At 39.3% G+C, this 24030-nt stretch carries 15 protein-coding genes, 1 tRNA gene and 1 pseudogene; 14 read left to right on the forward strand and 3 right to left on the reverse strand.

Going from position 1 to position 24030, the window contains the following annotated elements:
* Window positions 1–12: 12 nt before the first annotated feature.
* Complete coding sequence (locus tag DUT68_RS04425; protein ID WP_113636116.1) at window positions 13–261, forward strand: hypothetical protein; 249 nt, start codon at window positions 13–15, stop codon at window positions 259–261.
* Between the two features lie 209 nt (window positions 262–470).
* Here DUT68_RS04425 and DUT68_RS04430 read toward each other — a convergent pair whose 3' ends face one another.
* Both DUT68_RS04430 and DUT68_RS04435 read right to left on the reverse strand, forming a co-directional pair.
* Window positions 471–1622, reverse strand: a complete 1152-nt coding sequence (locus tag DUT68_RS04430; RefSeq protein WP_157960772.1) for a tyrosine-type recombinase/integrase — start codon at window positions 1620–1622, stop codon at window positions 471–473.
* 100 nt (window positions 1623–1722) lie between these two features.
* A tRNA-His gene (locus tag DUT68_RS04435) sits at window positions 1723–1798 on the reverse strand.
* 205 nt (window positions 1799–2003) lie between these two features.
* Between DUT68_RS04435 and DUT68_RS04440 the strand changes: the two genes are divergently transcribed.
* Genes DUT68_RS04440 through DUT68_RS04455 form a run of 4 tightly spaced genes read left to right on the forward strand, consistent with a single transcriptional unit; the run spans window position 2004 to window position 7172 of the window.
* Window positions 2004–3494, forward strand: a complete 1491-nt coding sequence (locus DUT68_RS04440; RefSeq protein WP_113636119.1) for an ankyrin repeat domain-containing protein — start codon at window positions 2004–2006, stop codon at window positions 3492–3494.
* A 1-nt stretch (window position 3495) separates the two neighbouring features.
* Window positions 3496–3978 carry a DUF2271 domain-containing protein gene (locus DUT68_RS04445; protein WP_113636120.1) on the forward strand — a complete coding sequence of 161 codons (483 nt, stop codon included), beginning with the start codon at window positions 3496–3498 and terminating at the stop codon, window positions 3976–3978.
* Between the two features lie 6 nt (window positions 3979–3984).
* Entirely contained in the window at window positions 3985–6177 is a 2193-nt protein-coding gene (locus tag DUT68_RS04450; RefSeq protein WP_113636122.1) for a PepSY domain-containing protein, read from the forward strand.
* Entirely contained in the window at window positions 6177–7172 is a 996-nt protein-coding gene (locus DUT68_RS04455) for an FAD:protein FMN transferase (protein WP_198659535.1), read from the forward strand. The genes DUT68_RS04450 and DUT68_RS04455 overlap by 1 nt, the downstream gene beginning before the upstream one ends.
* Window positions 7173–7203: 31 nt before the next feature.
* Here DUT68_RS04455 and DUT68_RS04460 read toward each other — a convergent pair whose 3' ends face one another.
* Window positions 7204–7827 carry a LysE family translocator gene (locus tag DUT68_RS04460; protein WP_113636124.1) on the reverse strand — a complete coding sequence of 208 codons (624 nt, stop codon included), beginning with the start codon at window positions 7825–7827 and terminating at the stop codon, window positions 7204–7206.
* Window positions 7828–8080: 253 nt separating this feature from the next.
* Between DUT68_RS04460 and DUT68_RS04465 the strand changes: the two genes are divergently transcribed.
* The 9 genes and pseudogenes from DUT68_RS04465 (at window position 8081) to DUT68_RS04500 (ending at window position 24029) form a co-directional block, all read left to right on the forward strand.
* Window positions 8081–9511 (forward strand): MFS transporter, encoded by a 1431-nt coding sequence (locus tag DUT68_RS04465; RefSeq protein ID WP_113636314.1) that lies wholly within the window; start codon window positions 8081–8083, stop codon window positions 9509–9511.
* Between the two features lie 155 nt (window positions 9512–9666).
* Window positions 9667–10947 (forward strand): sugar MFS transporter, encoded by a 1281-nt coding sequence (locus DUT68_RS04470; protein WP_237088253.1) that lies wholly within the window; start codon window positions 9667–9669, stop codon window positions 10945–10947.
* 22 nt (window positions 10948–10969) lie between these two features.
* Complete coding sequence (locus DUT68_RS04475) at window positions 10970–11398, forward strand: deoxycytidylate deaminase (protein ID WP_113636318.1); 429 nt, start codon at window positions 10970–10972, stop codon at window positions 11396–11398.
* Between the two features lie 648 nt (window positions 11399–12046).
* Window positions 12047–13573: a glutamine-hydrolyzing GMP synthase gene (guaA, locus tag DUT68_RS04480; protein WP_113636126.1), complete on the forward strand. Its 1527-nt coding sequence runs from the start codon at window positions 12047–12049 to the stop codon at window positions 13571–13573.
* Window positions 13574–13732: 159 nt separating this feature from the next.
* Window positions 13733–14965 carry an ABC transporter substrate-binding protein gene (locus DUT68_RS04485; protein WP_237088254.1) on the forward strand — a complete coding sequence of 411 codons (1233 nt, stop codon included), beginning with the start codon at window positions 13733–13735 and terminating at the stop codon, window positions 14963–14965.
* A gap of 104 nt (window positions 14966–15069) precedes the next feature.
* Window positions 15070–16233 carry an RsmB/NOP family class I SAM-dependent RNA methyltransferase gene (locus DUT68_RS04490; RefSeq protein ID WP_113636128.1) on the forward strand — a complete coding sequence of 388 codons (1164 nt, stop codon included), beginning with the start codon at window positions 15070–15072 and terminating at the stop codon, window positions 16231–16233.
* A gap of 74 nt (window positions 16234–16307) precedes the next feature.
* Window positions 16308–20339 carry a PKD domain-containing protein gene (locus DUT68_RS04495; protein ID WP_113636129.1) on the forward strand — a complete coding sequence of 1344 codons (4032 nt, stop codon included), beginning with the start codon at window positions 16308–16310 and terminating at the stop codon, window positions 20337–20339.
* Between the two features lie 12 nt (window positions 20340–20351).
* Window positions 20352–20522 (forward strand): annotated as a pseudogene (locus tag DUT68_RS18650) (PKD-like domain-containing protein); the annotation flags it as partial.
* A gap of 18 nt (window positions 20523–20540) precedes the next feature.
* Window positions 20541–24029, forward strand: a complete 3489-nt coding sequence (locus DUT68_RS04500) for a PKD domain-containing protein (RefSeq protein ID WP_157960773.1) — start codon at window positions 20541–20543, stop codon at window positions 24027–24029.
* Window position 24030 lies beyond the last annotated feature (1 nt).

Below are 24030 nucleotides of genomic sequence, written 5' to 3' on the forward strand. Positions count from 1 at the left end.
CCAAACAAAATAATGAGCAGAATAGCAACATTGGCAACACAGATTGCCGCAGGCACTACCGGATTTGCGGCAGTGGTGCAGCCCGTACAGGACGGGATCGCAGACCTGGCACAGCAGGTGCCGCAGGGACTTGAAAACCCGAGCAACTATGTAAAGGGGCTGGTAGTTTCCGGCATCATACAGGTAATACTCCGTTTAATAGATAAATGGAGCGAAAAACGAAAAGCAAAAAAGGCCGCAAAGGAAGCGGAATTAAAGTAATCTAGAAAGCCCTATACTTGATTGTTTAGGGCTTTTTTTTATTAAAAATTCTCCAAAACAAACTTTTTTTCTCCAAAAAAAGTGTTCTGTTGGCTATCTTGTTAATTTTGGCCTTTCTTAGCTCATCCCAATTCTCCAAAAAAACAAAATTTTAGTAATAAATCGTTTTTCTGCTGCAGTAGCGTTGGATATGATGTTGACGGCCAAGGCTACAACGTTGGAGCCAGGTCGAACGCCGCCTCATCTGCAAGCAGCCCCAATGATTTCAGATAGATGCTCGTTTCCTGCAAGCTTGCGTGTCCGAGCTGCTGTTGCAGGCTCTTTATATCAATGCCGGCCTTATAGTGGTCTACCACACCGGTATGTTTCCAGGAATAGAGCGTGTAGTCGCTCCCAAAATCCAACCTTTCGACCAATTTTTGGTGCCTTGATGTTGCAAAGTTCTTTTGCAGCGGCTTGTCACAGGTTTGCAGGTTATAGCCAAAAACATAATGGTCACGGCGGCAGTTTTCCAGCTTTAGTTCCATGATCGCACCCAATAGCCCGGGCGATATCCTAACGTGCCTTGCCTTTCGGTTCTTTGTGATCGGTGGCGGCAGGTTGATCGTTCGTGACCTGACATCGATCATCGACACCTTTAGCCGTGACAGCTCGGCAGGCCTGATAAATCCATAATAGATGAACCGTACAAATATCCATAGCCTTGGATGTAGATCCGTCATCGCCTCCTTTAGCTTTGACACCTGGTCGGAGCTGTACGCAATGTTCCGCCCGGTTTCCTCCGGTTCACGCTTGATGCCACTGGCCGGATTTGTTTCCAGCATGCCACGCTCTACCATCAGTCCCATCATCGCCTTGATATATCCGCCGTACTTGTTGCGTGTGGTATTGTTGCAGCCCTTTACCTGTGCATAGTCCAAAAATGAAATGATATCCTTTTTTGTAAGGCTCTTTATCGGCCATTTTTCCCATCCGTGCGCCCGGCAGAAATCAACGAAGATACCGGCAACGCTGGAATAGCTGTTGTATGTTGCAGGCCTTTTGGTGCTTTTGGTGAGCATGAGCGCTGTTTTGAACGCATCGGCAACGCTGTACTCCCTACGAAAGTTGATCGTTTTGGCCTTGTCGTCCGAATGCTTCTGCCTATCGATGTGGTAGCCGTCAAGGAGCATCTTGTTGATATCGGCAATTCGCTTCCTGGCAAAGTTGCGCCTTAGGCTGATCCCGTTCAGCTTGGAAACATCGTAGTCCTTTTTTCGCACGAGCTTTGCCTTTTGTGCGTCCCAAACATAAAAAACGATGTACCAGGGATGATCCTTGCTCTCTACGAGCCGTGCCAGTCTGTATGGTGTCTGTGGCATTCCGGGAGGGTTTAGCGTTAGTTTATACTTGTCAATTACTGACTTTGCAACTGACTTTAAAATCAAAAAACCGTCTTCACTGTATCGTAAAGACGGTTTTGGGTGGAATATGGGGCTCGAACCCACGACCTCCTGAACCACAATCAGGCGCTCTAACCGACTGAGCTAAAACCACCGTGTTTTTGAGAGCTACAAAAGTAGGGTTTTTAAATCTTATTGCAAATATTTTTTTAATTTCTGTACGATTATTGAGCAAACATTTATCAATCAATAGCTTACAGTAGTGAAATACAGATTTTAAAAATTAGAAAATTTATTATGTAGATTTAGTCTAAATAAGTAAGTTTGCATCAATCAATTTAATGATTTAGCTATCACATAATGAAACGAGTAATTTTCTTTACCGCACTGTTGTTCGCTTTTACCTTAACAAAAGCACAAAATAAAAATACGTTACTTCAAGCCGATTTTTGGAAACAAAAGCCTAATCTAGAAACTGTTAAGGCAGAGGTGGCCAATGGCAATAACCCAGCCGAGATGGATGCCAGATCTTTTGACCCCACAACCTTGGCCATTAATAATGCTGCACCTACAGATGTAATTACTTATTTGGTTGAACAAAAAGGAAATAATGTTGCTAAAGTGACACACGATAGTCGCATTTATTTGCACTGGGCAGCCATGAGGGGCAATGTAGAGGTAGTGCAATACCTCCTGTCAAAAGGAGCTGATGCAAATACCGAAGACAGCGGCGGTAATGTGCCAATTGTTTTTGCGGTAAACGGCGGTCAAAAGAATTTGGCTGTTTACGAAGCCTTTTTTAAAGCAGGAGTGGATGTGAAGAAAAAATATAAAGGGGGTGCAAACTTATTGCTTTTAGCAGTAGCTAACGATGCTGACCTAAGCCTTACCAACTACTTTGTTTCTAAGGGCTTATCGTTAAACGATGCAGATGCAGACGGAAGTACAGCCTTTGATTATGCTGCCAAAAGTGGCAATATAGATTTATTGAAGAAACTGCTTGACAAGGGCGTAAAGCCAACTGCTAATGCGTTAATTTTTGCTTCACAAGGTGGCCGTGGCACTGCTGCTACCATTGAGGTTTACAAATACCTGGTCGAAGAATTGAAACTGAAACCTGCTTACATTAACAAAAGCGGCAATAATGTTTTACATGCCATTGTACGTAAGCCAAATCAAGACGAAATCATCAAGTATTTTCTGGAAAAGGGAGCCGACGTTAATAAAATCAATGCAGATGGTGCAAGTCCGTTAATGAATGCAGCGGCTGGACGAAACCTTCAAGTGGTTGAATTGCTGCTTCCGAAAGTGAAAAATATAAATGCTGTAAATGAAAAAGGGGAGTCGGCTTTGAGTGCAGCTGTTGGTAGCGGCAGCGCAGAAATGGTTGCTTTGCTATTAGAAAAAGGTGCGGATGCGAATTTGTTGGATAAGGATGGGCATAACTTGGCTTATTTAGCGGTAGAAAATTATCGTCCCAACAATTTACCGAATGGCAAAGATGAATTGAGTGAAAAATTGAACCTGTTGAAAAGCAAAGGCTTAAATATATCAGCGCCTCAAAAAGATGGTAGTACACTTTACCATGCCGCTATCGCAAAGTTAGACCTGAATTTGATCAAGAAGTTGAGCGATTTAAAAATTGATATCAATGCTAAAAATAAAGAGGGATTAACCGTTTTACACAGGGCAGCATTACTTGCCAAAAATGAAGAAATGTTAAAATATTTGCTGAGCTTGGGCGCCGATAAAAACGTTAAAACTGAATTTGGCGAAACTGCTTATGATTTGGCCGCTGAAAACGAATTCCTATCGAAAAAGAACATATCTTTGAACTTTCTTAAAAATTAATATGAAATCACTACTCAAAATTTTTGTTTTAGGTATCCTGTTAAGTGCGGCTAATCAAACGTTGGCGCAAACTTCAAAGTATAAATGTATGCTGCAAATGAACGGTTACACTGGTGAGCCTGCTTATATTTCGGTATCACTTATTAATCCAAAAGGCGATTACGAGAAAACGCTTTATGTGATGGGAAAAGACAAAAAATGGTACAATAGCTTGAAAGAGTGGTTCAAGTTTTTTAATAAAACCAAGAATGTAAATGCCAAAACCGGAGCTTCGGTAGCTGGTGGTGATAGAGCTATGGTGAACATAGAACTCAATGACGCTATTTTAGATAAAGGCTATAAGATTCGTTTTGAAACAGCTGTAGAAGATCAAAAATATTACGCTACGGATGTGGAAGTTCCTGCAACTACAGAAGCTTTAGCTGGAAAAGCTGATGGCAGTGGTTACATTAAATATATTCGTTTTAGCAAAGTACAACCTTAATTTGTAATGACCTTATCCATTTGGCGTTATGCCCATTTGGCCCTGGCATTAATTTCGTCACTTTTTATAGTCATGGCATCAGTTACTGGTGTCATACTTGCTATTGATGCTGCCCAGGAGAACACCTTACCTTTCAAAACTGCTGGTTTTGATGAGGTTACTTTGTCGCAGTCTATTCCGGTTTTAAAACAAAAATTTCCCGAAATCACTGAAATCAGTGTAGATCACAATGGCTTCGTTAACTTAAAAGGTTTTGATGATGAAGGCAATGAAATAGATGCTTACGTTAATCCTAAAACAGCACAAATTTTAGGCAAGCCTATTGAAAAAAGTAGCTTTATCCAATGGGTAACGGCATTTCACCGCTCTTTGTTTTTAAAGGAAACAGGTCGGTTGATTATTGGCGTTGTTTCGTTTCTACTGATTTTCATTGCCTTATCTGGAATGGCTTTAGTGATACAGCGGCAGCGTAGTGTGGCAAAGTTTTTCAAAAAAGTGGTGAAAGAATATTTTGCGCAGTACTATCATATCATCACCGGTAGGATCATGCTAATTCCAGTACTCCTTATCGCTATCAGTGGTACTTACCTTTCTATGGTGCATTTGCATTTGTTGCCGGAGTTTAAAGTAAATCATCAAGTAAAAATTAATTCGAACACCAATGCTGAAGGTTCTGCGGTTAACGCTGAATTGTTCAAATCGGTAAAGTTGGGTGACGTTAAAAAAATAGAGTTCCCATTTGCGGAAGATCCTGAAGAACACTATACCATTAAATTGGAAGAGCGAGAATTAGTGGTAGATCAGTTTAGTGGCCAAGTGCTGAATGAGGTACGTTATCCGGGTACAGTAATTTTGGAGGATTTAAGCCTTGATTTACACACCGGTAGGGGAAACGTTGTTTGGGCAATTGTTTTGGCCATCGCTTCGCTGAATATTTTGTTCTTCGTTTATTCGGGTTTTGCCATTACACTCAAGCGAAGGTCTACTAAAATCAAGAACAAGCATGGCCTTAACGATGCTGAAATTGTGTTACTAGTAGGTTCTGAAAACGGCAACACTTTGCGTTTTGCCAATGCAGTTCATCAACAATTGTTGGCAAATGGACAAGCCTCTTATCTGCTTCAGCTTAACCAATATCAAGTTTTTCCAAAGGCTAAACATTTATTGATATTTACTTCTACATACGGTTTGGGAGATGCGCCTTCAAATGCTGATAAATTCTTATCACTTCTGGATAAATATCCTCAGCAACAAAAAGTTAATTTTTCAGTGCTTGGTTTTGGATCACACGCCTATCCTGATTTTTGTAAATTCGCTATTGAGGTTGATGATAAATTAGCTACGCAAACTTGGGCAAATCGGTTACTCCAACTGCACACGGTGGATGATAAATCTGCTATACAATTTGTGGATTGGATAAAAAAATGGAATGAGTCAACTGAAATCGACTTAGCCACTACACCTGCGTTATATGCTAAAAAGCCAAAAGGATTGCGTAAAATGATGGTGTTAGATAAGTCGGAAGTTACTGATCAGGAACATACCTTTTTGCTAACGCTACAGGCGCCTACCGGGTTAAGATTTACTTCGGGAGATTTATTAGCTATTTATCCTTCGGATGATGCAAAGGAGCGTTTGTACTCTATTGCCAAAATCAATGGAAATATACAGTTGGTAGTCAAACTGCATCCAAACGGTTTGGGTTCTAACTATTTAAATGATTTGAAGATTGGTCAAACTTTCAAAGCTCGTTTGGTCAATAATGCGTCGTTTCATCTTCCTAAATCAAAGAAAGTTGCTTTAATTGCCAATGGAACAGGTATTGCACCTTTCTTAGGAATGATCAGTCAAAATACAAAACATACAGAAATGAAACTGTATGCAGGTTTCCGTAATGAAACATCGCTAATTAAAAAGCATCTTGAATTTTTAGCCCATCATTTGAAACAGCAAAAATTGAATGATTTTCAAATTGCGTTTTCACGTGAGCAAAACCAATGTTATGTGATGGATTTGATTAAAAGAGATGCCTCATTTTTGGCCGGATTATTAAAGCAGGGTGGCGTAATTATGATTTGTGGTTCACTACAAATGCAACAGGATGTTGAGAAAGTGCTTGATCAAATCTCCTTGGAAAATAACGGTATCAATTTAGCTGCTTACAAAGCAAAAGGACGACTGCTAACGGATTGTTATTGATGAAAATTAAACTTTTATCATTGTTAATACTCGTTGGTTGCATTGGGGCGCAAGCGCAGGTGCAATTGCATCGTGCTGTTACTTTGATGGGAAGCCGTTTTGATATCACAATTGTTGCGGTAGATTCGGCAAAGGCTAATCAGAGTATCAGTGAAGTGGTATCAGAAATCGATAGAATTGAACGCTTAATTTCCGATTGGAGACCAGATTCTCAAATTTCTGAAGTAAATAAAAACGCAGGTGTAAAGCCGGTTAAGGTAGATAGGGAAGTGTTTGAACTCACCCAACGGTCGCTTTACTTCTCCAATTTAACGAAAGGCGCATTTGACATCAGCTATGCTGCCATGGATAAAATTTGGCGTTTTGATGGTAGCATGAAACAGATGCCGAGCGATGAGGAAATTAAGCAATCGGTAGCGAATGTAGGTTATCAAAATGTGGTGTTGGATAGCGCCAATTGTACTATTTTTCTTCGCAAAGTTGGGATGAAAATTGGATTTGGTGCTACAGGTAAAGGCTACGCTGCGGATAAAGGAAGGGCTTTGATGCAAGCTAAAGGCGTTAAAGCTGGTATTGTAAATGCTTCTGGAGATATGTCGACTTGGGGAAGTCAGCTCAACGGAAAACCTTGGCTTATTGGCTTAACCAACCCCTTTGCTGAAGAGGAAAATATCAGTGTGCTGAAACTCAATACCGAGGCTGTAGTGACGTCTGGAAGCTACGAAAAGTTTGTGATGTTTGGAGGCAAAAGGTATGCGCATATCATCAATCCAGTTACCGGTTATCCGGCTTCGGGGCTAATTAGTGCCACTGTTGTAGGTCCAAGTGCTGAGCAAGCCAATGGATTTAGTACATCGATAATGGTGTTAGGTAAAGATGCAGGAATAGATTTGATGAAACAGTTTCCAGCGTATGCCTATTTGCTGATCACTGACCAAGTTGAGGTAATCAAATCGCCGAATTTTAAGTTTAAGGTAAAGAAGCGATTGAAGTAAGTTTTCTTATCAAGTTAATTTAACTTTACTATCAAGCGTAAAACCTGAAATAGGTCTTCACAATTAACCATACGGCAAAGCCGATGATTACAAGACCCGCAATTTTGTTCAGTTTTTTTAACGTATTTTCTTTAATCCGATACCTTAATTTGCTTGCATAGAAAGTTTTAAGTGCATCTATAGACAGCTGGGTGGCCATCGCAATTAAAAAACAAAGTATTCTTTCAGCCATCGTTGGCAGCTTTACCGAAATAATACCACTCACAATTACCCAAAACATTAGTGTAGAAGGAGTGAGGATACACATCAGAAATCCTTTGATGACATAGCCACGTTTGCTCACTTTTATATTATCGGCTTCCGAATAATTGATTTTAACGTTTGATAATAAATAGTAAAGTCCAATACCAACGATAAAAATACCACCAATGATACCAACATATTTGTCAAACTCTTCTTGATATTCAAAAAACTGAGATCCAAATAGAATGATGCTGATGAGGATTAAATCGCTAACGATTACCCCAGACGCCAAGGAAAAGCCTGCCTTAAAACCTTTTTCTATACTAGTTTTAATCATGGCAAAGAATACAGGCCCCGTCACGAAAGAAGAAATAAGCCCCGCCCCAATACCTAAAATGATTGCTTCGAACATGTATTACTTTGGTAATTTCTGCTAATATGCAATTTTAAGCTTTAAAACCTCAATTTTTATTCAGTTTTTACAATTCGTATTAACTATTGTAATGGTGAAGGTAAAACTTAAAGCGTCGGCATTTGAAGTAATATCGGTGACTGTGAGTCTATTAAACACACAACTTGTTAAAGTGTAGAAAGTACACTATTGATTTGAAAAAAAATAACTATGTTTAGTGCAAATTTTTCAAACCTTAAATTTTAAACCAAATATGGAACAAAACGTTAAAACCAATTGGGCGCAGTTTATCCCGTTAGCAACTGTGTTTTTCTTTTGGGGCTTCGTTGCAGCAAGTAACGACATTCTAATCCCAGTTTTTAAAGAAGCCTTTACACTTTCACAATTCGAAAGTCAGTTAGTATCATTTGCGTTCTACATCGCTTACACAGTTGGTTCGCTTATTTATATTGGCGTTTCAGCGGCTATGAAAACGGATTTAATCAACAAGTTAGGCTATAAAAACAGCTTAGCGTTAGGCTTGGGAATTTCTGCAGTAGGTACGTTATTGTTCTATCCAGCTGCAAATTTGGGGTCGTTTCCATTAATGCTTTCGGGCTTATTTATAGTGGCATTAGGTTTTTCATTGCAGCAAACGGTAGCCAATCCGTTAGCTATTGCGCTTGGTCCAATTAAAACTGGTTCGCAGCGTTTAACAATGGCAGGTGGTATCAATAACTTGGGTACTACTATCGGTCCTCTAATCGTGAATATTGCCATTTTTGGTTCGGCTGTACATGCTTCAAACAACTTAGATATACAGAGTGTTAAAATTCCTTATTTGGTTTTAGGTGCTGCTTTCTTATTGGTAGCCATTTTCTTGAAATTCTCTCCGCTGCCTGATAGACCAGCTATTGTGGAGGCTGATAAAGAAGATGTGAGCGGTAGAAGTTCAGCGCTAAAATATCCTCAATTGGTTTTAGGGATGATTGCCATTTTTGTTTATGTAGGTGTTGAGGTATCAACCGCAAGTAATTTACCTGAGTACATGATTAAACACTTAGGCTTTACTACAGCGCAAATTGCGCCTTACATTTCTTTGTATTGGGCCAGTATGATGATTGGTAGATGGACAGGTGCGGTGGAAGCTTTTACTGATAATCCTAGTTTAAGACAAGTGTTAAGATTTGTTGCGCCTTATTTGGCATTTGGTGTTTTCTTGGGTGTAAACGCTTTATTTAATCACGATTTAGCACCGTTCTATGTTTATGGTTTAATCATTTTAGTATTAATAGCTGCCGATATCCTGAGTAAAGGTAATCCAGCTAGAATGTTGTTGATTTTCTCATTAATAGGTATCCTAGCATTGCTAACAGGTATGTTTACCGAAGGCATGGTTAGCGTTTATGCATTCACAAGCGTAGGTTTGTTTTGTAGCACGCTTTGGCCTTGTATTTTCACCTTAGCAGTTAGTGGATTGGGTAAAAATACCAGTCAGGGTAGTAACTACTTAATTATGATGATTATGGGTGGTGCTATCATCAGCCCTTTGCAAGGTTTGGTAGCTGGCGCTATAGGCATCCAATATAGCTATGTGGTAGGTATTTTGTGTTTCTGTTATTTGGTGTTTTATGCTTTAAAAGCTAGCACTATTTTAAAAGCGCAAGGTATCAACTTTGATCAGAAATTATCAGGAGGACATTAATCCTTCTAAAAAAAATAATTTAAAAGCCCCGACCGAAAAAGTTGGGGCTTTTGCGTTTTAAGCAAACGTTTGCGGAATTTTTAGTTTTTTAAATTATTTAAAAAGTGGCTGTTTTTGTTTATGTTCGGTGAAATTTATCAACATAAACCAAACTAATGATATCCAATTCCGCTAAAAACCGTACGGCTTTAATGCCAATGTTAATCTGCTGTGCCCTTTTCTTTATTTTAGGCTTTGTAACTTGGGCCAATGGCTCGTTAATTCCGTTTGCTAAGAAAGCATTCAGTTTAGAAACCGATTTACAAGCATACCTAGTAACTTTCGCCTCATACATTGCTTATTTCTTTTTAGCCATTCCAAGTTCTTGGATATTGAAAAAAATTGGATTTCATAATGGCTTAGTGGCCAGTTTATTGGTTTTGGGTTTGGGATCTTTACTTTTTATTCCAGCGGCCGAAAAGAGCAGTTATGTATTGTTCTTAGCTGCCATATTTGTACAAGGTTCGGGTATGGCATTATTGCAAACCGCAGTGAACCCGTATTTGAGTATTATTGGGCCTATTGAAAGTGCAGCACAACGAATTTCTATTGCTGGTTTTTGTAACAAAACTGCTGGTATGGTGGCTCCGTTGGTGTTAAGTACGTTGCTTTTGAAAGGAGCTAATGCTGCTGAAGCTAAATTGGCTCTGGCTAGTTCGGCAGTGGAAAAGCAGGCCATTTTGGATGAACTACTGAACCAACTTCATGCGCCTTACATTTCATTAGCGGTGGTTTTGGCAATTTTTGCCTTAGTGCTCAAATTTGTGAAGCTTCCAGAAGTGAATGCGGAGGAAGATACCCAAAAAGAGCATTCGACAAACAGTTCTATTTTTGCTTACCCACATTTGTTTTTAGGTGCTTTGGCAATTTTTTTCTGCGTGGCAGTTGAGGTAATGGCTGGGGATATCATTGGTACTTACGCAAGACAGTTAGGTACAGTGCCGCAAATTTTTAGGGATAATGCTACCGCTTTTACCTTAGGCTTTATGTTGCTAGGATATTTGATCGGCATTGTTGCCATTCCGAGGTTCATTAGCCAACAAGCTGCTTTAAGAATTTGTACTACGGTAGGGATATTGTTTACCGTACTTTCGGTGTTTACCACAGATGTGGTTTCTTTTTGGTTCGTAGCCATGTTAGGTTTAGCCAATTCTTTAATGTGGCCGGCTATATTTCCATTGGGTATTAAGGGCTTGGGTCAACATACAAAAACAGGTTCGGCTATCATGATTATGGGTATTGCTGGTGGCGCAATTTGGCCTTTGGTTTACGGTTTCATGAAAGATGAACTAAAAGTAGATTTCCAACACGCATTTTTATACGCAATGTTGCCAGCTTACCTTTATATTGTTTACTTTGCAACAAAAGGACATAAAGCAGGTGCAGAAAATAGATAAACCAAGTTTCAACGAAATTTATATGAACCTGGCATCGGATTTGGCTGGGCGTTCACACTGTGTGAGGGCTCAGGTAGGTGCGGTGCTCACCAAAGATACACGGATCATCTCCATTGGTTATAATGGTCCGCCTCCTGGTACGCATAACTGCGATGAAGAGTGGCCGGAGACAGGCTGTGACAGAGATAGCAAGGGAAGTTGCTCATTGGCTTTGCATGCAGAAGAAAATGCAATTTTATATGCCGTAAAAAATGGTTCGAAGATAGAAGGAGCTACCTTGTATACTACTTTGTCGCCTTGTATTGCCTGTGCTAGGTTAATTCTTTCTTCTGGTATTAGAGAAGTGTTTTATCGAGATTCTTACGCGGCTTATAAAGGTTTGGCTAGCGATGAAGGCGTAGATTTTTTGAATAGGTTTGGTGTAAGAACGACCTTGTTGAGTAGAAAGTAGTTTTGTTTTTTTAACCACCTAAGGCACCTTAGTAATCGCAGTATTTGTTAAAATCTTCTTCGTAAAAGTGAAGAGTTGTTTCGTCATTGCGAGGAACGAGGCAATCTTAAAGCGGTAGTTGCCACCTTAACGATCATTATTTTTAAACCACCTAAGACACCTTAGTAAATCGCAGTATTTGTTTAAAATCTTCTTCGCAAAAGTGAAGAGTTGTTTCGTCATTGCGAGGAAAGAAGCAATCTTAAAGCGGTAGTTGTCAACTTAACAATCATTGTTTTTAAACTACCTAAGACACCTTAGTAATCGCAGTGTTTGTTTAAAATCTTCTTCGTAAAAGTGAAGAGTTGCTTTGTCATTACGAGGAACGAAGCAATCTTAAAGCTGTAGTTGTCAACTTAACAATCATTCGTTGGATTGCTTCGTTCCTCGCAATGACGAAAATAAAAGTTAAATATTAGCAATTCCTTTTATTAAATAGACCTGATAGGAGCGGGCATCCCGATGTCATCCTGAGCTTGTCGAAGGATATCGGGATAAAGCGGATAGCAGGACTTTCGGGATTGATAAGCACTGCATTTGCTCTTCAAAAAAAATCAAATAAGCTTTAAACAATTAAACAAATATCATCTCAAATTCTTACTTTTGCGGATGCTAGAAAAAATCATTATCCTCGATTTTGGTTCGCAATTTACACAGCTTATTGCCCGCCGTGTTCGCGAACTGAATGTATACTGCGAAATTCATCCATTTAACAACATTCCAACGCTTGATGACACTGTAAAAGGTGTAATCCTTTCGGGAAGTCCGTTTTCTGTTCGTCAGGAAGAAGCTCCGTTTGTAGATTTGAATTTGTTTAAAGGACAGCCATTATTAGCAGTTTGTTATGGTGCGCAGTTTATAGCGCAGCAAAGCGGAGGTAATGTTGAGGCATCGGCAACGAGAGAGTACGGTAGAGCTAATTTGAGCTTCGTAAATAACGAAAATCCGTTGTTTAAAGGCATTTTGGTTGATTCGCAAGTGTGGATGAGCCACGGCGATTCGATTACTAAAGTTCCTGATCATTTTGAAATTATTGCAAGCACTTCGGAAGTAAGAGTTGCTGGTTATCAGGTGAAAGGCGAAGATACTTACGCAATCCAGTTTCACCCAGAAGTGACACACAGTACTGATGGCAAAATCTTATTGCAGAACTTTTTAGTGGGCATTTGCGGTTGCAGTCAAGATTGGACTTCGGACGCATTTGCAGAAACTACAATTGCAGATTTGAAAGCGCAATTGGGCGACGATAAAGTAGTTTTAGCACTTTCGGGCGGTGTGGATAGCAGTGTGGCTGCGGTTTTATTGCACAAAGCTATTGGTAAAAATTTGCACTGTATTTTTGTAGATAATGGCTTGCTTCGTAAAAATGAGTACGAAAGTGTGCTAGAGCAATACAAAGATTTCGGATTGAATATCAAAGGAGTAGACGCTAAAGATCGTTTCTTGAGTGAGCTTGCTGGCGTTGAAGATCCAGAGAAAAAACGTAAAATTATTGGCCGTGTTTTTATCGAAGTTTTTGATGATGAGGCACACCAAATACAAGATGTAAAGTGGTTAGCGCAAGGTACTATTTATCCTGATGTGATTGAGTCAGTTTCGGTAAAAGGTCCTTCGGCAACTATTAAATCGCACCATAATGTGGGCGGACTGCCAGATTTTATGAAGTTGAAAGTAGTTGAACCGCTTAAAACTTTATTTAAGGATGAGGTGCGCAGAGTTGGAAACACTTTAGGCTTAGAATCATTTATTTTAGGCAGACACCCTTTCCCGGGACCTGGTTTAGGAATCCGTATCATTGGAGAAGTTACGGCAGAAAAAATCGCTATTTTGCAGGAAGCAGATCATATCTATATTCAAAATTTGAAGGATGCTGGTTTGTACGATCAAATTTGGCAAGCTGGAGCTATTTTCTTACCGGTGCGTTCGGTAGGTGTAATGGGCGATGAGCGTACTTACGAAAACGTAATTGCTTTGAGAGCGGTAGAGTCATTGGACGGAATGACCGCGGATTGGTGCCATTTGCCTTATCCGGTATTGGCTAAAATATCAAACGAAATCATTAATAAAGTAAAAGGAATTAACCGCGTAGTTTACGATATTAGCTCGAAACCACCAGCAACCATTGAGTGGGAATAGGTTTTTAAAACTGATGCCTACAAATTCTTTAAACAAGTATCTAAAAGTTGAAACTACATAGCTGAAAGGCTGTTATCTTTAAGTAATTGTTGAGGAAATTTGTAGGCATTTACGTGTCTAGGAGTTTCTTGATGTTTTTCATAAAAATACGATATGCCGATGTGGATCGATAAAAACAATTTGTATAGTAAAAACAGGTTTTTCCGAACTTATTTAATCGTTGTTGTTTTAGCAATGGTTGCGGTGGTTTACAGTTGTTCTCCTAAAGTGACCAAGCCGGTAGTGAATACGCCTGTAAAGCCTGTTGAGCAAAAAGTAGAACCGAAGTTTACGCAGGGTAACATTAGTGTCTTTATACCGTTTCAGCTCAATCAGTACAACTTAAAAACCATTAATAAATCACAAATTGGCAAAGCCGATATGCCTTTAGATTTTTATCAGGGGCTAATGTTGGGCATTGATTCTGCCGCTAACGATGGACTGAATTTTAAGGTAAACGTATTCGATAGCAGAGACAATAACAGTCAGTTGGCGGCTTTGAGCAAAAAGGAAGCAGTTAAACTGAGCAATTTGTTGATAGGCCCTGTTTTCCCAGATGGCATTAAGTACATGTCGACGTTTTCTGAAACCAACAAATTGCCTATGATATCGCCATTGGCAGCTTCTAAACCCACTGAATTCAACAACCCGTATTTGATTTCTGTAGTGCCAGATATTGATATGCATGGTTTTAAAATGGCAGATTACATTGCTGCAAATTATAAAGCAGACCAGTCGATTGTAGTGTTGATTAACACCAAAAAAGCTAGCGATGAAGCGTTTGCGAGTCCTATTAAACGAAGATTTGCTGCTAAATACCCAACTGTGGTTGTGCAGGAGTTTTCATCAACATACGTGTTTGAAACGAAGATGGTTAAGGGAAAAAAGTACGCTGTAATCATCTGTTCGGACGATGCGCCTTTTGTGGCACCGAGTTTAACCAAATTGTATCGCCTTAAAACCATTGCAGGGTATCCAATACAAGTGTTTGGCCACCCTAATTGGGTAAAGCAAACCTATAACATTGAGCAGTTACAAAATTTGCAGGCGGCCATCAGTTCTTCCTACCATATCGACTATAAAAGTAAAAGGATCATTGATTTTGTGAGAATTTACAGAGCAACATATGATATTGAACCCACTGAATATGCCTTTAGGGGATTTGATACTGGTTACTATTTTGGAAAAATATTAGCTAAACATGGTCCAAATTATGCTGATTTTTTATTGAAGGAACGCTATAAAGGATTACATAATGACTTTGAATTCGATTATAATGCAGAATATGGATATTTTAATCGGCATTTAAGTCTGTTGCAATACAAGGATATGTCGTTGTTAAAGGTAGATTAAAGCACTCTGTCTACGGCATTTCCGTTAAAGGATAGCAATAGGATTTCGCAAAGACCACTAATAATTAACATACTTTTTACTTTTGATTTTTTACTTTTAACTTAATGAAAGTACACCATCACATCAGAGCATTTGAGCAAGTTTTAGCTAGTTACGATGGTAAGTTGCCTTTACATAGGCATTTGGTTGTTTATTTTAAGCAAAATAAGCAAATGGGCTCATCTGATAGGAGATGGGCAAGCAGGTATATCTACAGCTACTTTAGATTAGGTAAAGCCTTAAAACAACTAGGTGCATTGGAGCGCCTCGCCATTGCTGATTTTCTTTGTAATACCGATGTTAGCTTAATTACTGAATATGCTTTTCCATTGGCTGTGCCACATGTCGAAAAATCAATTGCTGAAAAGGTAGATTTTGTAAAATCTCAGTATCCAGCTTTTAATTTGGAAGATGTTTTCCCATTTCAACACGCCTTATCAGAAGGAATCGATAAAACCCAATTTTTGCTTTCTTTATTTGTACAGCCAAATCTTTTTATCAGGGTTAAAGAAACACATCAGCCCGCAATACAGGCTAAAATTGAGGCTGCAGGGATCTCGGTAACTGCACTTTCGGATACCACCTTGGCTTTGCCTAATGGCACCAAATTGGAACAGATTATAGAAGATCAGCGACTTTACCAAGTTCAGGATTTATCTTCACAAAAAACAGGAGCGTATTTTAAGCCTCAACCTTACGAGTATTGGTGGGATTGTTGTGCTGCCTCTGGGGGCAAATCATTATTGATGCACAGTTTGGAGCCAAAAGTTAAATTGCTGGTGAGCGATGTTAGGGAAACCAGTTTGGGTAATTTACAGGAGCGTTTTCAGTTAGCGGGCATTAAGGACTACCAAAAAAAAGTGATTGATTTACTGCAAAATAACGATCAAATTTTGCATCATTATGAGTTTGACGGAATTTTGTTAGACGCACCTTGTTCCGGCGCTGGAACTTGGGGACGCACACCAGAAATGCTGTGTAACTTTGAAGAGCATAAGCTGGCAAACTACATCAAACTACAACAAACAATAGCTGAAAATGTAGTGAAATATTTAAAGCCAGGCAAGCCTTTAATTTACATGACCTGCTCTGTATTTAAAGCCGAAAATGAGGATGTTGTATCTTATCTGATAGAGAAATTCCAATTAAAACTAGATGCTATGACCCTTATAAAAGGTTATAAAAATAAGGCAGATAGTATGTTTGTAGCTAGGTTGATTATGAGGTAGTTCGGGTAGCTGTAGTTTTTTTATACTTTATTTTTTTTTAAAAATAATTGCTATATTTAACTACCCTATCTACTATGAAAAAACATATCTACCTAACCATTGTTTTTACAATGCTGGTATCCACGCTTTTTGCAGGCGGTGCTATGCATTTCAAAGACCTTCCACTGGGTGAGAGGTCTCCAAAAACAGCTAACTTACAAATTAGTAAAAGATGTATTTCAACTGGCATTGTTGAGCTTTATACTAACAGCTCTGGTACAGCTTTTCAATGGCAAAAAGACGGTGCAGATATCCCATCTGCTACGCAAAATTCATTTAGGCCCACGGTTAGCGGCACTTACCATCTTATTGTAGATAATGAAGTTAGTAATGATGTCATTATTGATATAGGTGATCCAACCGCAAATTTTACACACAACTCCAGTAACAATGCCTGTGGGCGAGAGACCGTAAGTTTTAATAATACCTCTACAGGTGGCGAAACTTATTTATGGGATTTCGGTGATGGAAAAACGAGCACTGAAAAAAATCCTAGCCACACTTTTATTACTGATGCAGGTACAGATTTACAAAACTTTAATGTCAAGTTAACTGTCACTAACTCCTCTTGTAAAACAATCACATCAGCAATACAGGTCATTAGCATAAAGCAATCTTTAGGTATTGCTGTCGCTGATGTAGACCGTTTTGATCCTTTTAGCAATTGTCGAAATAAGCCTAGTGGATCAAATCCAAATTATACTTTAAGCATTGCTAACTCAACAAAGTATGCCGCTTCTGTAATAAGTTATTCGGTAGATTGGGGGGATGGAAATATCACAAATGGTATAACAAATGCTTCTTTTCCACTCACTCATACCTACACTCAGTTAGGTGCATTTCAACTCAAAGTAACTGGTTATGCTGCCGGCGGCTGTTCGGAGGTATTTACCCAAACCGTAGCAAACCAAAGCAATCCGGCGGGTGGATTGGGGACATTGGGAAGTACTATAGGAATTTGTGCACCAGCAAAAATCCCATTTGTTATCACCAATTGGCAAAGCAACTCGCCGGGAACTGTTTACGTACTGGATTATGGCGACGGCACAATTGAAACCTTTACCCATCCTTTAAATTCAACTGGTGAAGATTTCAAAATTGAGCACGTTTATTTGAAGTCTTCTTGCCCTCAACCCACTTTTATTGCTCGATTGTTGGTGAAAAACGCCTGTGATCAAACGCCCTACACCGCTGGAAATATTCAAATCAACTCTGCGCCTCAGGCTAAGTTCTCATTGTCGATGAAAAGCATTTGCATAGGAAGTCCAATGAAATTAAGTGATAGGACCATAAAAGGAGCTTATACCAATTGTTCGGACATGGTTGAATATTTTTGGGACTTTGGTGATGGTACAACCAGTAGAGAAGCGAACCCTATGCATATCTATAAGTCGACGGGCGATTATGTGATTAGACTTAGAACCTCCAATCCATGTGGATATACGGAAATTACCGATACGATTTGTGTCACTCCAAAGCCGATAGCTAGTTTTTCAATACCTGCAACATCATCTTGCGGGGCAATTGTTTTGCGGCCCGTAAATACATCTAATGAAACACCTCCAAATTGTGGTACCAATACTTTCAAATGGACAGTTACTCGAAACGCAACAGCAACGGATTGCGAAGATATCGGTGTATTCACTACGATAACTTCCACCTTGGAAAATCCTTCATTTGATTTAAAGCTGCCAGGTATCTATACTATAACATTAACAACTAGCAACTCCATATTATCTGATTGTACTGCTACATCTTTCCAAACCTTTACTTTAAAGGCACCTCCAACCGCTACGTTAGATAGCTCAATACCGAGTTCTATTTGTGAAGGTGTGGCTTTTAATCCAACAGCCTTGGTTAAAAATTGCTTTGGTGATACACCGGTAAGTTACAGTTGGGAATTCATTGGCGCAAATACTACTGTTTCCAATGTAGCTAACCCTACTGATATTGTATATCCTTTGAAAGGAACATATACAATAAAGTTAACAGTTACTAACGAATGCGGTTCAAATACTTACATTAAGGACATAACGGTTATACCGGCAACGGTAGGAGGAACCACCAATGGTGCGGCTACTTTTTGTGGAAAATCTAGCGCTGGCGTAATTTCTTTAACTGGTTACGTTGGTAAAGTGCTGCGATGGGAAAGTTCAACTGATGAGCTAAATTGGACAGTAATTAACTCTACAACGGATATAATTAACTACGACAACTTGAGTACTACCACTTTTTACAGAGCAATTGTAGAAAGCGGAATGTGCAACCAGGCTTATTCTTCAGTAACTAAAATCCAAATAAAAACCAAGCCTGATGCCCCTTCAGCGCCGAGTTTTTACATCTATTGCTTGAATGAAAACGCTAACCAACCAACTGCAGCTGGGTTAGACGTAAAATGGTACAAAGCTTTGCCCCTAAACGGAGCAAATTTGCTTGTTGAGCCTCCAACACCTATAACAGCTGTTACTGGTACTTTCAAATATTTTGTGACACAAACTATAGATGGATGCGAAAGCGACCCAGTGATGGTAACGATAGTTGTTAATCCGGTAATAGCAGGTAATAGCATTGCTATAAACCAAATTGTGTGCTTGGGTAATGTACCTTCTGCACTTAAAGGCACAACCCCATCGGGTGGAAATAACATTTACACCTACCAGTGGCAAAGTTCTGAAGATGGCCTCAATTTCGCCGACATTAGCGGTGCTACAGCAGCAGATTTTCAACCTGTAGCTTTGCTTAAAACCACGTATTATCGGAGAATCGTTGCCAGTGGCACCTGTAGTTCAGTCTCCAACATCATTACCATCACCGTACAAGCGAAGTTAACGGATACTGGCATCAGTAAAAGTCAAATCATTTGTTTCAATACCCAGCCAGCTAAATTATCAGGGCAAATCCCAATTGGCGGGAATGGGACGTTCACCTATGTGTGGGAGCAGTCAATAACTTCTGCAACTACAGGATTTACTGCTATTTCGGGTGCTAATGAAGCAGACTTTCAACCAGGTGTGCTTTCACAAACCACATACTACAGGCGTAGTGTAATAAGTGGTTCTTGCATTGCTGTTTCCGAACCTGTTGAGGTTACGGTAATTCCATCCTTTAGTTTAAAGCAAATTAACAACTTGGTTTTATGTGCCAACGACGAACAAAAACAAGTGTTTTTTGAAACAGATTTGAAAAGTAGCAATATTCGTTTTTCCTGGGAAAATGATAATTCATCCGTAGGACTAGCTTCAAACGGAGTAGATCAGCTGCCTATTTTTACAGCAATTAATTCAAGTAAGAAACCTGTTGTAGCTACAATTAATTACAAGGCAAACTATGTGGATAGCCAACTTAACTGTGCCGCACCTTCGAAGATTTTTCAAATTACGGTATTGCCCACTATTGAAATTACTAAGCAATTAACTAACAAAGTTGTTTGCAACGGAGCATTAGTTGAGACCATAAACTTACTATCTGATGAAGAACTTGTTTCAGGTGCGAGTGTCAAATATCGATGGACATCATCTCAAGCAATTGGCTTACCAAATGGTGAAGGTTTGGCAATTCCTTCTTTCACAGCGGTAAATGCTACAGTTGAACCGGTAAAAGCAACAATTACTGTTGTTCCATTGTACAGTTATGCCGGCAAAACATGCGAAGGTGTGCCCAAATATTACGAAATAACTATCAATCCGTCTGCAAAAGCTAATTTCTCCATACCTAATCAATCCATTTGTAGCGGAGAGAAAACTAAACAAATTAAGCTTTCGAGTGCTACAAAAGATGTTGTTTTTTCTTGGACGGCAGCAAATGTTGAGGGAATTTCCGGAATAGCGGATAGCGGTACCGATAATATTCCAGAGCAAACATTGGTTAACAACACTACTGCTCCCTTAACTGTAGTATATAAAGTGAAAACGATAACGACCGGCGAGGCGGCATGCTCAGGGGCGGAAACCGAATATAGCATTGTCGTAAATCCTATTCCCGACGTAGTTGTTGATGCGAAAAGTAAAACAATATGTAGTGGTGAGCATACGAACATTTCGTTGAATAGCCACGTATCGGGAACTTAATTTTCGTGGAGTGTTAGTACTAACGCGGCAATACAAGGGGCTTCAGATGGAACCGGCAATAGCATCAGTCAGTCGCTTATCAATACGTCTAGTGTAGCTCAAGTTGTTACCTACAGTATAAGGCCTATCCTTAAAACACCTCAAACGTCTTGTCTAGGAGATGCTATTGAGGTTGTGGTTACTGTAAATCCAACAGCAAAGGTGAACTTTTCTTCAACAGATGCTTCCATATGTTCCGGACAAAACTCGCCTAAGGTTACCTTGACAAGTAACGTAAGCAATGCGAAAATTATTTGGAGTGTAGATGTGCCAGCAGGTATTGGCGGAGTTAATGAATTAAACGGAAACTTCGAAATATCGTCTCAAACGTTAGTGAATAACACAAATGTACCGCTAAATGTTGTTTACAATGCCTACGCTGTAGTTGATGACCAAACAGGATGTAAAGGACCATTGGCAACCTATCGTGTAATTGTTTATCCCAAGCCAAAAGTTACAAACGCTTTATTAAAGCAACAAATTTGTTCGGGCTCATCGTCTACAGAGGTAGTGCTTTATAGTAACGTAAACAATTCAAAATTCAGTTGGACCGCCATTCCAAGTAGTAGCGATGTATCAGGCTTTATCGCTAGTGGTACAGGCAATATACCAATTCAAACCTTGGTTAATCGTTCAAGTGAGGTACAGAAAGTGATATACACTGTTGAAGCTAACATAAACGGTTGTGGTGGTGAGCCTGTAAAATATGAGATAGCGGTTTATCCTACGCCAATTTTCACTAGCAGTATTGCAACTACAGTACTCTGCAGTGGAAAAACTTTTAGTTATTTGCCAGCTAGTTCTACCACGGGGGTAATGTTTAAATGGGAGAGACCAGCAGTTGCCGGAATTAGCAACCCCGCAGCTAGCGGTAGTGGTATTGATGCGGCGGGAGGAATAAGCGAATCTTTAATTAATACTACAATTGATCCAATTGAGGTAACCTATATATATGAAATGAGTATAAATGGCTGCTCAAATGGAGTTAAAATTCCAATATCGGTAATTGTAAACCCTCAGGTTACTGCTAATTTTGGCCTTTTGGCTGTTAGTGGTTGTTCTCCATTTAATTTGGTGGTAAAAAACTTAAACTCAAGAGCTTTACAAAGTACATTTACCGTTGATTTTGGTGATGGCAGCCCAATAGCTGTGTATAACGATGCAAAGGATATTACGCATGTTTATGAAAATGATACTGATGTAAGAAAATTGTTCTATATCAATATTACAACGCAAAATGATTGCGGTGAATCAGTATCCAAAAAATTTGAAATCAGCGTACAGCCGCAAACCATATTTTCTAAACTCGTACTTAACGCCACGCAAGCTTATGGCTGTTCTCCTTTCATGGTTGATTTTACCAATTGCAATCAGTCTACTGGGGCTAATAGTTTTGCTTGGGATTTTGGCGACGGCTCTCCAGTTAGGTACACCAAAAGCATAAACGAAAACTTAGTGCATACCTATGCCACTGCCGGAAAATATACCATTACTTTAACAGCTGAAAATGGATGTTCTATAATAAAATCTACTCAAGAAATTACAGTTTATCCAACAGTGGCTGCAAAATTTGAGATTGACAAGCCTCAAAATTGTGTGGGTACTGAATTTACATTTAACAACCTTTCCGGTACCGGCTTTAAGGTTTCTTGGGATTTTGGCGATGGAACAACTAGCACAGAAACTAACCCAAAGCATAGTTATCAACTAGCAGGCATTAAAACAGTTACTTTAACCGCCACACAAATTTATCCAAATGGAGGCTCATGTACAGCAACCTTTATTAAAACTTTGGAGGTACTGCCAATTCCTACCGCTAATTTTACCACCAATGCTTCTACTTTAAATTGTGGTCCTTTTCAACTTCAAGTTAAAGTGCCTTCGGAAAATGCGGTAAATGTAGCGTGGGATTTTGGAGATTCGAATAGTGCCGATAATACCGCAGTTGGTTTGTCTGCAAGTCACACATATACTAAACAAGGTGATTATGTTGTGACGGCTAAAGCTTATAATTTACAAGGCTGTACCTCAGTAACTTCCCAAATTGTTAAAATAACCGAAAGTCCCATTGCCCTATTTGAGCCTTCAGTAAGCGAGGTGTGTGGTACAACCGCGGTAATAAAACTAAAAAATTTGAGTACTTATAATGGCTCCGATATGGTAAGCTATAAATGGTGGGCAAATGGAGTATTAATATCGCAACAAAAGGAACCCGACTACAATTTTAAGGTTCCGGTTGGCGCTACGCTTCCCTATCAATTTTTGATCAAATTGGAAGTTTCCAACCTAGTTGGATGTAAAACCATAGCAGAGAAAATAATCCAGTTTAACCCATTTCCTAAAGCAATATTTGCTGTTACTAAAGTTAAAGGATGTGCTCCGTTCAACTTGCAAATCGAAAATCTTTCTGAGCATGCGGATATTTACGAATGGTATTTAGATGGAAAACTTGTTTCTAACGATAAGAAACCGGACATCACATTAAATAACTTTGGTGCAATCTCTAATTTGCAGCTGGTAGCTAAAAACAGATATGGCTGTACGGAAAGTGTACAACAGGTAGAAGTATCTACCTACCCGTTATTAAATGCCGAATTTAGTGTATCTGAAGATGTTAGTTGTAATGGCTTCTTGGATGTTAAGATTACAAATAAATCCATCGGGGCACAAACATATACATGGGATTTTGGCGATGGAGGTCCACTCTATATTGGTGATCAGCCTTCGCATAATTACGGTAAAGCCGGTGTTTATCTTTTAAAACTTACGGCAAGTAATGGATTTTGCACTTCCGTTTTTTCCAAAACTATTGTGGTAAGTGATGCTCCCAAAGCTGCATTTTTATCTAGTGTTAAAACTGGTTGTAATACACTACGAGTAAAGTTCAATAACCTATCAATTAACTCCTCAGCATACATTTGGGATTTTGGAGATGGTACTTTTTCCAATGAAGAAAGCCCGGAGCATCAATACGTTTATAACAGTGCTCCATATATGGTTAAACTGGTTGCAAAAAATCAGTACGGTTGCAGTGACGAGGTTATACAACCTAATGCTATAATCGTTTTCTCGCCTCCACCTTTAGCTGTTACAATTGAGCCTCAAAAGATAATTAAGGTACCAAACTATAGTTTCAATTTTAAGGCAGTAGCTGCTGAAGATATCATTGCCTACAAGTGGGATTTTGGCGATGGAAGTTTTTCTGACAAGGAAGAAGTACATCATAAATACGAAAGGGTAGGTAATTACAAAGTTAAATTACACATTACCAACGCAAATGGTTGTGTCAATATCATTGAAGATGAAGTAAGCATATTAGATGTGCCGGGCTATTTGTATATCCCAAATGCCTTTGAGCCAGAAAATTTGAATGGAGACCTAAAAATATTCAAAGTGAAGGGGGCAGGTTTAGCCACCTACCAATTGAAGATTTTTAATAAATGGGGACAGTTAATTTGGCAAACCAACAAGTTGGATGATCAAGGAGTGCCTACAGAATATTGGGATGGAACGGATAAAGGTCTATTGGTGCCGTTAGGAGCATATTATTGGCATGCGGAAGCTACTTACATTAATGGTGGGGTATGGCAGGGAATGAAGTATGCAAATAAAACTGAAAGCAAAACAGGTGTAATACATTTAATTAGATAGA

Source organism: Pedobacter zeaxanthinifaciens, from assembly GCF_003313335.1.
Taxonomy (GTDB): domain Bacteria; phylum Bacteroidota; class Bacteroidia; order Sphingobacteriales; family Sphingobacteriaceae; genus Pedobacter; species Pedobacter zeaxanthinifaciens.

What these genes read in the sequence shown, in the direction of transcription:
- DUT68_RS04425 (WP_113636116.1), top strand. Translation starts at nt 13, where the DNA reads ATGAGCAGAATAGCAACATTGGCAACACAGATTGCCGCAGGCACTACC.
- DUT68_RS04450 (WP_113636122.1), top strand. Translation starts at nt 3,985, where the DNA reads ATGACCTTATCCATTTGGCGTTATGCCCATTTGGCCCTGGCATTAATT.
- DUT68_RS04445 (WP_113636120.1), top strand. Translation starts at nt 3,496, where the DNA reads ATGAAATCACTACTCAAAATTTTTGTTTTAGGTATCCTGTTAAGTGCG.
- DUT68_RS04495 (WP_113636129.1), top strand. Translation starts at nt 16,308, where the DNA reads ATGAAAAAACATATCTACCTAACCATTGTTTTTACAATGCTGGTATCC.
- DUT68_RS04465 (WP_113636314.1), top strand. Translation starts at nt 8,081, where the DNA reads ATGGAACAAAACGTTAAAACCAATTGGGCGCAGTTTATCCCGTTAGCA.
- DUT68_RS04430 (WP_157960772.1), bottom strand. Translation starts at nt 1,622, where the DNA reads ATGCCACAGACACCATACAGACTGGCACGGCTCGTAGAGAGCAAGGAT.
- DUT68_RS04490 (WP_113636128.1), top strand. Translation starts at nt 15,070, where the DNA reads ATGAAAGTACACCATCACATCAGAGCATTTGAGCAAGTTTTAGCTAGT.
- DUT68_RS04470 (WP_237088253.1), top strand. Translation starts at nt 9,667, where the DNA reads ATGATATCCAATTCCGCTAAAAACCGTACGGCTTTAATGCCAATGTTA.
- DUT68_RS04485 (WP_237088254.1), top strand. Translation starts at nt 13,733, where the DNA reads ATGTGGATCGATAAAAACAATTTGTATAGTAAAAACAGGTTTTTCCGA.
- guaA (WP_113636126.1), top strand. Translation starts at nt 12,047, where the DNA reads ATGCTAGAAAAAATCATTATCCTCGATTTTGGTTCGCAATTTACACAG.
- DUT68_RS04475 (WP_113636318.1), top strand. Translation starts at nt 10,970, where the DNA reads ATGAACCTGGCATCGGATTTGGCTGGGCGTTCACACTGTGTGAGGGCT.
- DUT68_RS04440 (WP_113636119.1), top strand. Translation starts at nt 2,004, where the DNA reads ATGAAACGAGTAATTTTCTTTACCGCACTGTTGTTCGCTTTTACCTTA.
- DUT68_RS04455 (WP_198659535.1), top strand. Translation starts at nt 6,177, where the DNA reads ATGAAAATTAAACTTTTATCATTGTTAATACTCGTTGGTTGCATTGGG.
- DUT68_RS04460 (WP_113636124.1), bottom strand. Translation starts at nt 7,827, where the DNA reads ATGTTCGAAGCAATCATTTTAGGTATTGGGGCGGGGCTTATTTCTTCT.